The organism is Thioalkalivibrio sp. ALMg11 (genome assembly GCF_000377905.1).
GTDB lineage: Bacteria > Pseudomonadota > Gammaproteobacteria > Ectothiorhodospirales > Ectothiorhodospiraceae > Thioalkalivibrio.
In genome coordinates, this window is the sequence record NZ_KB898873.1 from 273713 (window position 1) to 289497 (window position 15785).

Annotated in this window: 15 protein-coding genes; 2 read left to right on the forward strand and 13 right to left on the reverse strand. The window is 66.3% G+C overall.

All coding sequences use genetic code 11. From position 1 onward, the window contains the following. Positions 1–41: 41 nt before the first annotated feature. The 4 genes from D578_RS0106575 to folB all read right to left on the reverse strand — a co-directional run bounded on the left by D578_RS0106575 (position 42) and on the right by folB (position 3095). Complete coding sequence (locus D578_RS0106575; RefSeq protein WP_018949176.1) at positions 42–1295, reverse strand: ammonium transporter; 1254 nt, start codon at positions 1293–1295, stop codon at positions 42–44. Positions 1296–1329: 34 nt separating this feature from the next. Beyond that, positions 1330–1668, reverse strand: coding sequence for a P-II family nitrogen regulator (locus D578_RS0106580; RefSeq protein WP_012981610.1), 339 nt, complete (start codon positions 1666–1668; stop codon positions 1330–1332). Positions 1669–1736: 68 nt separating this feature from the next. Then, a complete protein-coding gene (locus D578_RS0106585; protein ID WP_018949177.1) occupies positions 1737–2450 on the reverse strand; it encodes a TorF family putative porin in 714 nt (237 codons plus the stop codon). A gap of 279 nt (positions 2451–2729) precedes the next feature. Further along, on the reverse strand, positions 2730–3095 hold the full coding sequence (gene folB, locus D578_RS0106590) for a dihydroneopterin aldolase (protein WP_018949178.1): 366 nt from the start codon (positions 3093–3095) through the stop codon (positions 2730–2732). A gap of 73 nt (positions 3096–3168) precedes the next feature. Between folB and D578_RS0106595 the strand changes: the two genes are divergently transcribed. Further along, the gene (locus D578_RS0106595) at positions 3169–4194 is read left to right on the forward strand and encodes an amidoligase family protein (protein WP_018949179.1); all 1026 of its coding nucleotides are present in this window, start codon (positions 3169–3171) and stop codon (positions 4192–4194) included. A gap of 49 nt (positions 4195–4243) precedes the next feature. Beyond that, positions 4244–5011: a gamma-glutamyl-gamma-aminobutyrate hydrolase family protein gene (locus D578_RS0106600; protein WP_018949180.1), complete on the forward strand. Its 768-nt coding sequence runs from the start codon at positions 4244–4246 to the stop codon at positions 5009–5011. A 51-nt stretch (positions 5012–5062) separates the two neighbouring features. Here D578_RS0106600 and msrA read toward each other — a convergent pair whose 3' ends face one another. Genes msrA through D578_RS0106645 form a run of 9 tightly spaced genes read right to left on the reverse strand, consistent with a single transcriptional unit; the run spans position 5063 to position 15571 of the window. Continuing rightward, on the reverse strand, positions 5063–5695 hold the full coding sequence (gene msrA / locus D578_RS0106605; protein WP_018949181.1) for a peptide-methionine (S)-S-oxide reductase MsrA: 633 nt from the start codon (positions 5693–5695) through the stop codon (positions 5063–5065). A gap of 11 nt (positions 5696–5706) precedes the next feature. Continuing rightward, positions 5707–6867 carry a PQQ-dependent sugar dehydrogenase gene (locus D578_RS0106610; RefSeq protein WP_018949182.1) on the reverse strand — a complete coding sequence of 387 codons (1161 nt, stop codon included), beginning with the start codon at positions 6865–6867 and terminating at the stop codon, positions 5707–5709. 42 nt (positions 6868–6909) lie between these two features. Beyond that, a complete protein-coding gene (locus tag D578_RS0106615; RefSeq protein WP_018949183.1) occupies positions 6910–7737 on the reverse strand; it encodes an Fpg/Nei family DNA glycosylase in 828 nt (275 codons plus the stop codon). An 11-nt stretch (positions 7738–7748) separates the two neighbouring features. Beyond that, the gene (locus tag D578_RS0106620; protein WP_018949184.1) at positions 7749–8726 is read right to left on the reverse strand and encodes a lipid A biosynthesis acyltransferase; all 978 of its coding nucleotides are present in this window, start codon (positions 8724–8726) and stop codon (positions 7749–7751) included. Beyond that, positions 8723–9082, reverse strand: a complete 360-nt coding sequence (locus D578_RS0106625) for a tetratricopeptide repeat protein (RefSeq protein WP_018949185.1) — start codon at positions 9080–9082, stop codon at positions 8723–8725. The genes D578_RS0106620 and D578_RS0106625 overlap by 4 nt, the downstream gene beginning before the upstream one ends. A gap of 40 nt (positions 9083–9122) precedes the next feature. Further along, complete coding sequence (locus tag D578_RS0106630) at positions 9123–10577, reverse strand: TrkH family potassium uptake protein (protein ID WP_018949186.1); 1455 nt, start codon at positions 10575–10577, stop codon at positions 9123–9125. 10 nt (positions 10578–10587) lie between these two features. After that, entirely contained in the window at positions 10588–11967 is a 1380-nt protein-coding gene (trkA, locus tag D578_RS0106635) for a Trk system potassium transporter TrkA (RefSeq protein WP_018949187.1), read from the reverse strand. A gap of 23 nt (positions 11968–11990) precedes the next feature. Next, positions 11991–13370, reverse strand: coding sequence for a sigma-54 dependent transcriptional regulator (locus D578_RS0106640; RefSeq protein WP_018949188.1), 1380 nt, complete (start codon positions 13368–13370; stop codon positions 11991–11993). Next, positions 13367–15571, reverse strand: a complete 2205-nt coding sequence (locus tag D578_RS0106645) for an ATP-binding protein (RefSeq protein ID WP_018949189.1) — start codon at positions 15569–15571, stop codon at positions 13367–13369. Before D578_RS0106645 ends, D578_RS0106640 begins: the two co-directional genes overlap by 4 nt. Positions 15572–15785 lie beyond the last annotated feature (214 nt).

The following is a 15785-nucleotide window of genomic DNA, read 5'->3' on the forward strand; positions in this document are numbered from 1 at the left end:
GCCGCCGCGCGGCCCGATCCCGGTTTCAGGTTAACGAGGGATCAACTCTTCCCCGTGAACTCCGGGTAGGCCTCGAGACCGCACTCGGCGATATCGGCACCCATGGCCTCGTCTTCTTCGCTCAGGCGAATGCCCATCACCGCCTTGAGGATCGCCCAGACAATCAGGCTGGCCACGAAGACGAACACGAAGATGGCGAGAAGACCCACGATCTGGCCGAAGAAGGTCGCATCCGGGTTGGACAGCAGGACCGCCATCACGCCCCAGATACCGGCGGTACCGTGCGCGGAGATCGCACCAACCGGGTCGTCGATCTTCAGCTTGTCGAGGGCGACGATGGAGAACACCACGATCACGCCACCAACGGCACCGATGATCATCGCCAGGACCGGGCTGGGCATCATCGGCTCGGCGGTGATGGACACCAGGCCCGCAACCGCTCCGTTCAGCGCCATGGTCAAGTCGGCCTTGCCGAAGATCAGACGGGTGGTGATCAGCGCGGCAACCACACCCCCGGCCGCGGCCAGGTTGGTATTGGCGAACACGGCGGCCACGGCGTTGGCGGACTCGATGTCCGACACCTTCAGCTCGGACCCGCCATTAAAGCCGAACCAGCCCAGCCACAGGATCAGCACACCCAGGGTCGCCAGCGGCATGTTGGAACCCGGGATGGCGTTGATCTTGCCATCCGCGCCGTACTTGCCCTTGCGCGCCCCGAGGAGCAGCACACCGGCCAGCGCAGCAGCGGCACCGGTGAAGTGGACGATGCCGGAACCGGCGTAGTCCAGGTAGCCGATCTGGTCGAGGATACCGCCACCCCAGCTCCAGAAGCCCTGGATCGGGTAGATGAAGCCGGTGAGCACGACGGCGAAGGCCAGGAAGGCCCACAGTTTCATGCGTTCGGCCACGGCACCCGAGACGATGGACATGGCAGTGGCCACGAACACGACCTGGAAGAAGAAGTCGGCACGATCCGAGTAGTAGATGTCGCCACCGCTACCCAGTACGTCCGCGACTGCGTTGTCGCCGCTGATCAGGAAGCCCAGCCCCGGGATAATGGAGCTCAGCCCATCGCTGTACATGATGTTGTAGCCGATCAGCATGTACATGATGCTGGCGATCGAATACAGGGCGATGTTCTTGGTTGCAATTTCGGCCACACTCTTGGTGCGCACCATACCGGCCTCGAGCATGGTAAAGCCCGCGGCCATCCACATCACCAGTGCACCGGCCACCAGAAAGTAAAAGGTGTCCATCGCATAGGCGAGTTCGACAACTTGCTGTTCAATTTCCATGATTGAAATCCCTCATTCGCTGGAAGGCAAAGGTTTAAAGCGCTTCCGGTCCGGTTTCGCCCGTGCGAATACGCACGACCTGCTCCACCGGCGTAATAAAGATCTTTCCGTCGCCGATCTTGCCCGTGCTGGCGGACTTTGAAATGGCCTCGACCACCTGATCCACCAGGTTTTCGTCAACAGCCACTTCAAGCTTCACCTTGGGCAGAAAATCGACTACATACTCGGCACCGCGATACAACTCGGTATGACCGCGCTGGCGACCAAAACCCTTCACTTCGGTCATGGTCATGCCCTGCACGCCGATCTCCGAGATCGCCTCACGAACATCATCAAGCTTGAACGGCTTGATCACGGCGGTAATCATCTTCATGTCAGACTCCTGTGGGCGGGCCCGTGGAGATACGGACCCGCCTTTTGGTTGAGAGGTAAGGCCGGGATTCAGAACGTCTTGGACCAGCCCACCCAGGCGCCCAGGTCCTCGTCGGACTCGTCGACGTACTCGAGGTTAAGGCTGAACTCGCCCCAGTCCCCGGCGTCGCGCGCCAGGCTGGCGGTGTAGTGGGTGTAGTTTTCGGCATCGGAATCGTCGAAGCTGGTACGACCCACGAGGAACCCGGCGCTGTAGACATCCATGAACGGCACATCGAGCCCGGCGTAGTAATACATATCCTTGCGCTCCAGAGCCGAGTCATCGCTGTCGTTCACGACATAGGCAAGACCGCCGTACAGGCCAACGGCACCAGTGTCGAAGCTGACTTCACCGTAAACCTCGCCGAAGTCGGCACTCAGCGAGCCAGTATCGTCACGGGCATCCGGGTAGGCGTAATAGAGATACCCAACGTCATATCCGAAGCCATTATCGAACTCATCGGAAAACCCAAAGTAGAGATCGAGCTCGTAGCTGGTGTCATCACCAAAATCGACGTTCGATAACCAGGTCCCGGTATAAAACCCGGAAGCGTGCTCGTAGTCGATTCCACCCTGAATGGCGGCACCATCATCGGTTTCGGAAAAACCACGGAAGTAGTAGTTGGAGACCGCACCGATGTTCACGGACAGCTCCGCGGCGGCAGTCGAGGTAAAGGCGACGCCACCGGTGGAACCTACCGTGAGGACAGCAGCGGCCAGCGCGGAACGGGTGAACTTCTTCATGTTGGTCTTCTCCCAGATTGGTCAATCGAGTGTCGCGTAGTCGACACCCGGTCCTTGCACGGGCTGTGCCAAGTACCAAAAGGGAGCAAAATCGGCTTTTCACAACACGTGTTGCGGCCGAACCACGAGGTTTTGCCTCTGAATGGTGCGCACTAAAAGTGCACACGCACCAAAAGCGTGCGATCAAAGGAAAGTGTGAACACGGTCCTGCCTCCGCACGGGGCGGATACGGAGCAGAAGGAAGGTGCGGGCCGGGATGGCCCGCGGCAAGAAGCGGGGCTAGTCGGGGGACGCGAGGGTGCCGCGCTCGATCTCGATGCCGACCTCGCGCACGCCGGGGACGGCACCGGGCTTGCCCAGGTTGATGCGCACCCAGGGGGTGCCGAACTGGGTCATCAGGGCCTCGGCGATCTCTTCGGCCAGGGATTCCAGCAGCGCGTGCGGCTCGCGGGTGACGATCGCGCGCACCGCGTTGGCCACCGCCTCGTAATCGACGGTATCGCCGATCTCGCCGGAATAGGCGGCGATACGGGTATCCGCCGCCAGTTCGATATCGAATCGCAGGCGGCGCTGGATCCGCTGTTCCCAGTCGTAGACACCGACAACGGCATCGATTTCGAGGTCGCGCAGATAGATTCGATCCATGGGCTCGGCGGGCTCCTGTAGGTCGGCGCCTATCCTACTGCCCGGGCCGCACGAGGTACACCGAGCCGTTATCATGGAGGCCTCCTTGCACGGCTTCGAGACACGCATGAGCGAGCCTTTCCACGACCTCCCCTGGCCCGACAGCCCCGAGGGCGAACCGCGTCGCATCGGGGTAGAGATCGAGATGGCCGGGGTCTCGCTGGAGATTATGGCCGAAGCAGTAAAGGCCGAATTCGGGGGGCAGATCGAACCGGACAGTGCCTTCGTCGCCCGCGTGCGCGATACCGACGTCGGCGACTTCCAGCTGGAGTTGGACGCCCGGGTGCTGAAGGACCGTGCCTACCGCGAGCATCTCGCACGCCTGGGCATCGAACTGGACGACTCCGACAAGGCCGCGCTGGATCGCTGGCTGGCCGACGCTGCCGGCCGTCTGGTCCCGCATGAAATCGTGGCCCCGCCGATCCCGGTGGCCGACCTGCCCCGCCTGGACCGGGTACGCGCGGCCCTGCAACAAGCCGGCGCCCAGGGCACCGAACGCTCGTTTCTTTACGCCTTCGGGTTGCAGATCAATATCGAGATCCACCGCACCGATGCCGAGTGGCTGCTGGCAATCCTGCGCAGCTTCCTGCTGATGGCCGAGATCCTCACCGCGGCCGGCGCGATCGACCTGGCACGGCGACTGTCGCCCTACATTCGGGCGTTCCCCGGGCCCTTCGTACGCCACATGCTGGACCCGGACTTCCAACCCGATCAGGCCGGCCTGATCGATGCCTACCTGGCGCACAGCCCGACCCGCAACCGACCACTGGACCTGTTGCCGCTGTTTGCCCACCTGGACCCGGAACGCATCGACACCGCGCCGGTGGAACATGAGCTGATCAAACCGCGCCCGGCCTTCCATTACCGCCTGCCGAACTGCGAGATCGACGATCCGGACTGGAGCCTGGCGCGCCCGTTCAATGGCTGGGTAGAGGTGGAACGCCTGGCGGCGGATCCGGAACGCCTGGAGCGCCTGTCGCGAGAATATCTGGAACGCCCCGGCCAGGCCCTCGGCCGCTGGGCCGACGACTGGAGCCAGCGCCTTCGTGACTGGTTCTGAACCCGCTCCCAACACAACCGACCGGGTCGCACCCCGCCCCCGCCGTCCGGTGATCGCGATCACCGGGCCGGACCAGGGTGGAGGCCCCGCCTGGCTGTTCACCGCACTTGCAGTGTGGCGCGCCGGGGGCCGCCCGCGGCGGTTGCGTCCGGGAAAGCCGCACAGCCATTGCCGGTTCGACGGCCTGGTCGTCGGCGGCGGGGCGGATGTTGACCCCGAGCTCTACGGCGAGACCCTGCCCGAGGGTCCGGATGCGGCCGCCATCCGCCAGGCGGAGCGCCGCCTCTCGCAGCGCCTGATCGGCTACCTCTTCTACCCGGCCCTGTGGCTGCTGCGCCGGCTGTTCCAGTCGCACGGCGGCGTACTGGACGTCGACCGTGACCGCCTGGAGAAGGCCCTGATCCATCGCGCCCTGGACGACCATCGCCCGATCCTCGGCATCTGCCGCGGTATGCAACTGGTCAACGTGGTCCGCGGCGGTACACTGCAGCGCGATCTCGCCGAATTCTATGTGGAAACACCGCAGGCCCGCAGCCTGTTGCCGGTCAAGCCGATACAGCTGGAGCCACGCAGCCACCTGGCCGACATCCTGGGCAACGACACCCTGCGCGTGAATGCCCTGCACAACCAGGCGGTGGACGGCCTGGGCCGCGGCCTGAAGGTCGCCGGCCGCGAGGCCAGCGGCGTGGTACAGGCGATCGAGGCCGAACGCGGCTGGTGCATCGGCGTCCAATGGCACCCGGAATACCTGCCCCAGAAGCGCCGCCACCAACGCCTGTTCCACGCCCTCGTCCGGGCCGCCGCCAATACCAGCTAAAAACGCGATTCACCACGAAGCGCACGAAGACACGAAGAATCGGGCAGGCGCTCAGGCCGGGTAAGGCACTGAGAGGCCGCCGAGGCCGCAGTAGCCGTTGGGGACCTTGGCCAGGTATTGCTGGTGATCCTCTTCGGCGAAGTAGAACGCCGGGCCTTCGGCGATCTCGGTGGTGATCGCCCCGCCTCGGGCCTTGTCCAGCGCGGCCTGGAAGCGTTGGCGGCTGGCCTCGGCGGCCGCCAACTGGTCCGCATCGGTGGTGTAGATCGCGGAGCGGTACTGGGTGCCGACATCGTTGCCCTGGCGCATGCCCTGGGTCGGGTCGTGCCCTTCCCAGAAGGTGCGGAACAGCGCATCCAGCTCGATTCGCTGCGGATCGAATACCACCCGTACCAGTTCGGTGTGGCCGGTCTGGCCGCTGCACACCTCGCGATAGGTCGGGTTGGGGGTGTAGCCCCCGCCATAGCCAACGCTGGTGGAGTACACCCCGTCCAGCTGCCAGAACAGGCGCTCGGCGCCCCAGAAGCAGCCCATGCCGAACTGCATCACCTGCATGCCTTCGGGGTACGGTGGTGCCAGCGGGGTTCCCAGCACCATGTGGCGCTCGGGCACCGGCATCGGCTCCTCGCGCCCGGGCAGGGCCTGCTCGGGCGCGGGCATGCGCGGCTCGGAAAATGCGAACATCGGCGACTCCGTCAGTCGGCCGGGGTGAGCCGGATCAGCTCCCCCGGGTTGTGGTCGGTAAGTACGTAGATTGCGCCCTCGTGCACGCGCACGTCGCGCACGCGGCGATCCAGATCGGGCAGCACCTCGGACTCATTGACCAGTTCGCGCCCGTCGAACGTCAGGCGGCGCAGCGTCTGATGCGCCAGCCCGCCGACCAGCAGGTCACCATCCCAGTCCGCAAAGGCCGGATCGCGCAGGATCGCCATGCCGGACGGGGCAATGGAGGGCGTCCAGTGATGCAGCGGCGACTCCATCCCCTCCTTCTCGGTCAGCCCCTCACCCACCTGGCCGCCGGAGTATTCCTGACCGTGGGTGATGACTGGCCAGCCGTAGTTCAACCCGGGTTCGATGATGTTGACCTCGTCGCCCCCGCGCGGGCCATGCTCGTTCTGCCAGAAGGTGCCGGTCTCGGGGTCCATCACCATGCCCTGCGGGTTGCGCATACCCCAGGCCCAGATCTCCGGGCGGGCGTCGCGTTCATCCACCAACGGGTTGTCGTCCGGCACCGAACCATCGTCATGCAGCCGGATGATGCTGCCGATGTGAGTGGAGGTGTCCTGCGCATGATCGCGATCGCCTCGGTCGCCCACGCTGATAAACACGTACCCGGCATCGTCGAACACGATGCGGCTGCCGAAGTGGCGCCCGCCGCGCACGCCCGGCTCGGCGGTGAACAGCGTCTCCACGTCCTGCAGCTCGCCATCCTGGAAGCGCCCACGCGCCAGGCGGGTGGTCAGCCCGCCCTCCACGCTCGCCGAGTAGGTGAAGTACAGCCAGCGGTTGTCGGCGAACTCCGGATGCAGGGCAAGATCCAGCAACCCGCCCTGGTTGCGCGCCTGCAGGTCGTCCGGCAACCCGGGGACCAGCGCGCCCCGCCCGTCGAAGGACTCGGCGTCCGCGAACCAGCGCAGGGTACCCGGGCGCTCGCTGATCACTGCACCGCCCCCGGGCAGGAAGGCGATGGCCCAGGGGTGATTCAGTTCTTCGTGCAACACGCTGACCTGCAGATCCTGCTGCCCGGCCTCCAGGCCTTCGGCCGAAACCCCGGAGGACCCGGTGCATGCCACCAGTAGGCCCACGGCCATTGGAACCACCGTTACACGTCCCAGGATATGTCTGCGCTTGCTCATGGTTCGCTCCTTGTTCGGTCCGATGTCCATTGGTACCTGCGTTCAGGGGGCGGGTTCCCTCGGCTGGCAGACAGGGCACCAGTACGTCGAGCGGCCGTGCTCGCCCAGCAGGGCGTATTCGACCGGTGCGCCGCACTGCCGGCAGGGCTCGCCACGGCGGCCATAGACGTTCAGGAACGCCCCCGCCTCCGCACGCTCGCGGGTGATGCGCGGACCCGGCTTCAAGTTGCGCCGCAGCAGCCGCTCGGCATCGCGGTACAGCCCCTGCAGCACCCGCTGCGTCACCTGCCCCAGGGGCCACAGCGGGTGACAGCCTTGCAGGAACAGCACCTCTGACTTGTAGATGTTTCCGATGCCCGCCGCCAGCGACTGATCCAGCAGGACGTCCAGGACCGGCCGCGCCGGGTCGGTGCCGGCCCGCACCCGCGCAACCACGGCATCCAGGTCGATCGCCGGGTCCAGAAGATCGGGGCCGACACGGGCATCCAGACGCGGGACATCCGCCGCTCCCGCCGCGCGCGGGCGCCACTGCAACTCGCGAGGATGAAAGCAGACCAGGACCCGGTCCGGGAGGCCGAGGACGGCCCAGGCACTGGAGGCCGGCTTGTGCCAGGCGGCACCCGGGGGGTACTGGTGCCAGGTCCCGTACATGCCCAGGTGGGTGCGCAGCTGCCAGGGCCGGCCATCCGCGGCCTCCAGATCCAGCAGCAGGTGCTTGCCCCGGGCCTGCACGGCGCCGGCAGTCATCGCGCCGTGCTCGAGCAGCGGGTCGCCGCGCCGGCTGCGGGTCGCTACCGCATTCAGCGTCGCGCCCTCCAGTACCGGGCGCAGCGCGGCGGCCAGCTTGTGGATCGTATCGCCCTCGGGCATGAGCGCCGGGATCAGCGCTTGCGCGCGGGGTACAGGCGGGCTTCGCCTTCGGGGCGGGTGCGAAACAGGCGCATGGACCACAGGTACTGCGCCGGGGCCTGATCGATGCCACGCTCGATGGCGGCGTTCATCTGCCGGGCATCGGCGGCATCATCGCCGGAGGGATAGTCTTCCAGCGGCGGCCACAGGCGCATCACGTACTGGTCCGCGGCTGCGTCGTACCAGGCGAAACTGGGCAGGACCGCCGCCTTCGACATGCGCGCCAGGCGGCCCAGAGCGGTCAGCGTGGCCTTCTGCACGCCGAAAAAACCCACGAATACCGCGCCCTCCGCGCCCAGGTCCTCGTCCGGCAGGTAATAGAAGAAGCGCCCGCGCTTGAGCTGGCGAATGGCCGGCCGCAGACCCTGATCGCGGGCAAAGATGTCGCCGGAATAGCGCGTGCGACTGCGATGGTTGATCCACTCCAGCACCAAATTCTTCATCGGCTTGGCGAAGGACACGCCGTCAAACATCTGGCTCATGCGCACGCCGCCATAATCCAGTGCCAGCGAGTGCGGCGCGAGGATGATCACCGGCGTCCCGCCGGAGCGCAGGCGCTCGTAGTGTTCGAGGCCCTCGATGCGAATCCTCGCGGCATGCTGGCCGGGGTTGCCGAACCACAACAACCCGTAGTCCAGCACCGCCTGCGCCTGATAGCGGTAATAGGCCTCCAGGCGCTGGGCGCGCTCGGCGGCAGTCATCTCCGGGAAGCACAGCTCCAGATTGCGTTCGACCACCGCGCGGCTGCGCCCGGCCAGCCGGCGAATCAGCCGACCCAGCCCGCTGGCCAGACCGCGCACGGCCGGGCGCGGCAGCTCCTGCAGTACCCAGGCCAGGCCCAGCAGCAGCCAGCTACCCCAGTAACGCGGGGCGAAGTGTGCGGCGGTCAGCGGGGCCTGGTAGGCGCCGGCGTCCTCGCTCCGGGTTGGGTCGTTGCCGGTTGCGCTCATGTGCCCCCGGACCCATCGCCGGGCCCGTCCGTGGCGGCCTGCTGCTTGCGGGCGCGCTTGGCGTAGACCTCCATCTCCTTGGCCGCCTGCAGGTCACCCTTCTCGGTGGCCACGCGGATACCGCGCTCGCAGGTGGACAACGCCGATTCGGGGCGCTCGAGCGCCACCAGCGTCTTCGCCAGAAGCTTCCAGGCGGCCGAGTAGCCGCCATCCAGGTCCAACGCCCGCTGCAGATGCAGCACCGCGGCCTCCAGCTGGCCATCGGTCGCGAGGGCATTGCCCAGCGAGAAGCGCAGCATGGCGGAATCCTGCCCGCCGTCGAGCATATTCTGGAAGCGTTCGATCATGTCGTTCATGGGGCACCTCCCTCGGCGCGCGCCGATCCGTACAGTCAGGCTAACGCCGCCAGAAGGCGGGCGACAGAAGTACCAGCACGGTAAAGATTTCCAGGCGCCCCATCAGCATCGCAACCACCAGGACCCACTTGCTGAAGTCGTTGATGGAGGCATAGTTCGCGCCCACCTCGCCCAGACCGGGCCCGAGGTTGTTCAGGGTGGCCGCCACTGCCGAGAACGAGGTGACCTGATCCAGACCGGTCACCATCAGCAGCAGCATCATCACCACGAACACCATCACGTACGCGGCCAGGAAGCCCCACACCGCCTGCACGACACGATCCGGCGCCTCCTTCCCGTTCACCTTCACGGCGATCCGCGCGTGCGGGTGGATCAGACGCTTGATCTCGCGCAGGCCCTGCTTCACCAGCAGCAGCACGCGGATTACCTTCATGCCGCCGCCAGTGGAGCCGGTACTGGCCCCGATGAACGACAGAAAGAGCAACAGCACCGGCAGAAAGCCTGGCCACAGGTAGAAGCTGTCAGTGGTATAGCCCGTGGTGGTCGCGATCGCGACCACATGGAAGATGCCCTTGCGCAGGGCCTCCGCGGTGTCACCGGCAAAGCCAGTCCAGAGCATGAAGGTCACCACGATCACGCTGGCCCCGGCCAGCAGCAGCAGGTAGGTCCGCAGCTCCTCGTCGTGACGATAGGGGGCGACGGTGGCGCGATGGATCACCAGGAAATGCAGGGCGAAGTTCATCCCCGCGATGATCATGAAGACAATGGCCACGCCCTCGATCATCGCGCTGTCGAAGTGGCCGATGCTCGCGTCGTAGGTCGAGAAGCCGCCGATCGCCACGGTGGAGAAGGCATGCGCAACGGCATCGAAGGCGTCCATGCCCGCCGCCCAGTAGGCCAACGCACAGGCCACGGTCAGGCCCAGGTAGATGTACCAGAGGTTGCGCGCGGTCTCGGCGATGCGCGGGGTCAGCTTGTTGTCGCGGATCGGCCCCGGGGTCTCGGCCTTGAACAGCTGCATGCCACCCACGCCCAGAAGCGGCAGGATGGCCACCGCCAGCACGATGATCCCCATGCCGCCCATCCACTGCAGCTGCTGGCGATACCACAGCAGCGCCCGCGGAAGATCATCCAGACCGGTCAGCACCGTCGCGCCGGTGGTGGTCAGGCCGGACATCGACTCGAAGGCGGCATCGGTGAAGGACACATGCAGGTTCGGATCGAGGTACAACGGCGTCGCCCCGGCGAGACCCAGCCCCAGCCAGAACAGCACCACCAGGATGAAGCCATCGCGCGCCTGCAGCTCCTGGCGCATCCGGTACAGCGGCGCCCACAGCAGCCCGCCGATCAGCAGCAGCAGGGCGAAGGCCTGCAGGAACACGAACGCGGTCGACTCGCCATAGAGGAAACCGATGGCGGCTGGAGGCAGCATCGCCAGGCTGAACAGCGTCAGCAGGACGCCCAGCAGCCGGGCCGTGGAGGCGAGATGCAGCATCGCGGGCGAACTAGAAGAACAGCGCCGTGGGCTGGAACAGGCGCTGCACCTGCTTCACCTTGCGCCGGTCGGTCACGAACAGAATCACGTGGTCGCCGGCCTCGATGACCGTGTCGCGGTGCGGGATGATGACCTCCTCGCCCCGCACCACGGCCCCCACACTGGTGCCCTCGGGAAAGTCGATCTCGTCGATCCGGCGGCCGACCACCTGCGAGGTCCGGGCGTCGCCGTTGACCACGGTCTCGATCGCCTCGGCCGCACCGCGGCGCAGGGCATGCACCGTGGCGGTACCGCCCTCGCGCACCCGTGCCAACAGCGCACCAATGGTCGCCTGCTGTGGCGAGATGGCGACATCGATGGTCCCGCTTTGCAGCAGGTCCACGTAGCTCGGCCGATTGATCAGCGACATCACCTTGCGCACGCCCCAGCGCTTGGCCAGCATCCCGGCGAAGATGTTCGCCTGGTCGTCGTTGGTGACCGCGCAGAACACATCGCTGTGCTCGACGTTGATGGACTCCAGGAAGCGGTCATCCGAGCTGTCGCCATGCAGCACCAGGACGTTGCCGGGCAGGGTGCGCGCCAGATGGTCCGCGCGTTCGGAATCGCGCTCGATCACCTTGACCCGGTAGCGTTTGCTGAGGGTCTCGGCCAGGCGCTCGCCGATGTTGCCGCCGCCCGCGATCATGATCCGCTTGTAGGGCTTCTCCAGCTTGCGCAGCTCCGAGGTCACCGCGCGGATGTTCTTCTTCGCCGCGACGAAGAACACCTCGTCATCGGCCTCGATCACCGTGGAGCCATCTGGCTGGATCGAGCGATCCTTGCGGAAGATCGCGGCCACCCGGGTCTGGATGCCCGGCATGTCGCTTTGCAGGTTCTTCAGCTCATGGCCGACCAGCGGGCCACCATAGTAGGCGCGCACCCCTACCAGCGAGACCCGGCCCTCGGCGAACTCCAGCACCTGCAGCGAGCCGGGGTGCTCGATCAGGCGCCGGATGTGGCTGGTCACGATCGCCTCGGGGGAGATCAGCATGTCCACCGGCATCGCGTCCTGGGCGAACAGCTCCGGGGTCTCGTGGTAATCGCGGGCCCGCACCCGGGCGATCTTGGTCTCGATATTGAACAGCGTGGACGCCACCTGGCAGGCGACCATGTTGGTCTCGTCCGAGTTGGTGACCGCGATCAGCATCGACGCGTCCTGCGCACCGGCTGCCTCCAGCACCGAGGGGTGCGCGGCAAAGCCGTGGACCGTCTTGATGTCGAAGCGATCCTCCAGCTCCGCCAGCATCTCGGCGCGGTAATCGACCACCGTGATGTCGATCCCGTCGGCGCTCAGCGCCTCCGCCAGCGACTGACCGACCTGCCCGGCCCCGAGGATGATGATGTGCTTCATGCGTCTCCCGTCCCGGAGCGGGTTCAGCTATCGGATTTCACGCGCTTGGGGTCGATGCCCAGCGCCTTGAATTTGCGGTACAGGTGCGTACGTTCCAGCCCCACCCGTTCCGCCAGGCGCGTCATGTTGCCCTCGGAGCGCTCCAGCTGTTGCTGCAGGTATTCGCGCTCGAACTGTTCGCGCGCCTCGCGCAATGGCAGATCGGGGATTGCGACTACCCCCTCGCCGCCTTCCTCGGCGCGCTGCGGCTGCCCGCTGAGGGTACGCTCCACCTCGTCGCGGGTAATCTCGTCGCCGGAGCCGAGGATCATCAGCCGCTGCACCAGGTTGCGCAGTTCGCGCACGTTGCCCGGCCAGTGGTACTGCTGCAGCCGCTCCAGGGCCGGACGCTGGAAGGCGCGCGGCGGCAGCCCCTCCTGCTGGTGCAGGTGGCGCATATGGCACTCCAGCAGCTCCGGGATGTCGTCGGGGTGCTCGCGCAGGGGCGGGATGGTCAGTGGCAGGACATTCAACCGGTAGTACAGGTCCTCGCGGAAGTGGCCCTGCTTGACCGCCTCGGCCAGGTCGTACTGGCTCCCTGCGATCACGCGCACGTTCACGCTGATCGGCTGATTGCCGCCAATGCGGGTGATTCGCTGGGTATCCAGCGCATGCAGCAACCGCCCCTGGGTCTGCAGGTCCATCTCCGCGACCTCGTCCAGGAACAGCACGCCACCCGCCGCCTGCTCCAGCAGGCCGTAGCGCACATGTTCGCCCTGCTCGCTGCCGAACAGCTCGGCGATCGCCTCCTCGCCCGAGAGCGACCCCACCGAGACCACGATGAACGGGTTCTCGCGGCGCGCGCTGCGCGCATGCAGCAGCCGTGCGAAGGTCTGCTTGCCAACCCCCGGCTCGCCGGTGATCAGCACCCAGGTATCGTGCTGCGCCATGCGCTGCACCTGGTCGCGCAGGTTCACCATGGTGGCGCTGTCGCCCACCGGGTCGGCCACCGTACCCGCATGGCGCTTCAGGCCCACGTTCTCGCGCTGCAGGCGTGCGGCTTCCAGGGCATTGTTCAGGGTAATCAGCAGCTTGTCGATGGACAACGGCTTCTCGATGAAGTCGTAGGCGCCCAGACGCGTGGCATCCACAGCGGTCTCGACGTTGCCGTGACCGGAGATCATCACCACCGGGCAGGGCAGCCCCTCGTCATCGCCCCACTCCTTGAGCAGAGAGATTCCGTCACCGTCCGGCATCCAGACATCCAGCAGGATCAGGTCCGGGCGGCGACTGCGTCGCTGCGCCTTGGCCTCGGCCACGGAGCCGGCGAGTGCTACCTGATAGCCCTCGTCCTCCAGCACATCCTGCAGCAGCATGCGGATGTCCGGCTCGTCGTCGACTACGAGTATGTAGGCTTCGCTCATTCGGGCTCCTCGTGAACCACCGGACCATGCTCCACCGGGATGCGGATGCGGAAGACCGCCCCGCCCGGCCCGGACTCCGCATTATGGCACTCAATCATGCCGCCATGCTCCTCCACGATCTTCTGCGCGACGGCCAGACCGAGACCGGTTCCACGCGGCTTGTCGGTGGTGTAAGGCTCGAAGATCCGCTCGAGGAACTCCGGCTTGATGCCCGGGCCGGTGTCGGTCACGCGCAATTCGATATGCGGCCCGGCCGAGTCGTCGAGATACGCAGTGGCGACGTGCGCCTCCATGTCCTCGTGGCCCTCGCCCGCCTCCAGGGCATTCTTGATCAGGTTGTGCAGCAACTGGCGCAGACGCCCGGCATCGCCCTGGATACGCGGCAGAGACGCATCCAGCGTGACATCCACGCGCGAGCGCCCGTCCTGGTCCAGATACAGCTCGCAGACATCCTGGATCAGCTGGTTCAGATCCACCGACGCGCGCTCCAGGTGCGGGGCCTGGGCATAGTCGCGGAAGGCGTTGACCAGGGTCTTCATCGCCTCGACCTGCTGCACGATGGTACCGGTGGCGCGATCCAGCACCTCGCGATCCGCCCCCTCCAGCACCTTGCCCAGACGCCGCGACAGGCGCTCGGCGGACAGCTGGATCGGGGTCAGCGGGTTCTTGATCTCGTGCGCCAGACGCCGCGCCACCTCACCCCAGGCTGCGTCACGCTGGGCCTTCAGGAATTCGGTCATGTCGTCGAACACGATCGCGTGCAGGCCGCGGCTAGACCCCGAGGTCGGCAGCCACACCGCACGGGTCATCAGCACCTTGCGCCCGCTACGGGTGAACACCACTACCTGGCGCGACCATTCCTCGTCCTGGCGCACCAGGGCATCGCTGATCGCCTCGAAGAACTGCGCCACCAGCGGGCACTCGCTGCCCAGCTCGGACATCACCCGGGTGCGTGCCCGCTGCAGGTCGCACTCCAGGATCTCGCTGGCCGCGGCGTTCGCGGTACGCAGACGCAGGCTGCCATCCAGCGCCAGCACGCCGGAACGCAAGTGCTGCAGCACGCTCTCCAGGTAGGCGCGCTCGGCATCCAGCAGACGCCGGTTGCGCTCGGCCTCGTCGCGCGCCTCGTTCAGCGTGCGCGTCATGGTGTTGAACGACTGCACCAGGAAGCCCAGCTCGTCGGCACGCTGTACCGCCAAGCGGGTGCTGTAGTCGCCCTCGGCGACCATGCGCGTGCCCCGCACCAGGTCGGAGATCGGGCGCACCATGCGCCGCGCCACCAACAGCCCGGCCCACAGCGCGGCCATCAGCGAGATCGCCAGCGCCAGTGACAGGGTGAACACGAAGCCCTGGATCATCGGCCCGCGCAGGTAGGCGAATTCGCGGTAGTCGGCGAAGGCGTCCTGGACCCGCAGCGACAGCGCGCTCATGCGCGGGTCCACGGGGTAGATGCCCTGCAGGATGCGGTTCTCCGAGCCCGGGCGGCGGCTGCTGGTGGTCGCCACCACACGGATGATCAGCGAGCCGTCGGTCTGCGGCTCCAGCCGCGAATACGGCTGCTCCGGGCGCACCCGCATCAGGATGTCGGACCCGGGCGGGGTCGGCAGACGACGGATCGGACTGTCCGTGCTGGAGGCGATGATGCGGTTGTTGGAGCCGACCAGGGTCAGCTCCTGCGCCCCGACCTGGCGGCGATAGTCGTTCAGGGCCAGCGGCACCAGACCCTCCGATACCCCCTCGAGATCGCTCATGAGCTCCTGAGTCTCGTTCGCCAGCTGGCGCACCCGCAGATCCAGCGACGAGCGCGACAGCTCCAGCGCATCCTCCAGCGCCGATTCCACGCGCACGTCGAACCAGGAATCCACGCCCTCGTTCAGGAACTTGAAGGAGAAGTAATAGACAACCGACACCGGCAACACCGCCACCAGCATGAACACCGCCACCAGGCGCAGCGTCAGCCGGCTGCCGGGCACCCCACGGCGATACTGGATCGCCATGCGCGCGACCTGATAGATGATTAACCCGCCCAGCGCCACCAGCACGGCGACATGGAACACCAGCAACCACAGGAACAGCTGCTCGAAGCGCGCCTGGTTCTGGGCGGCATCGCCCATCACCACCAGCGAGGTCAGCAGCAGCACGAACAGGAGCCCGATGCCGAACAGCCCCCACGGGAAGCCCCTTAGGGAAACGCTGATCAACGTACACCCTCGCGTTGGTAACCCAGGTTTTCCGAAACAAGGCGCGGTCCGCAGCCGGTAGCCATTCTACCGGCAAGGGCCGCAACGCCGGATCGGAGAACCTGGGTTACCAACCCCACGAACCATTTAAAGCAGGGGCTCGGCCGCCCGTTGTGATCAAAAACGGGCCTGCGCACGGCGTTGCGGCTCCCTTGTGCAGAATGACTGCACGGCA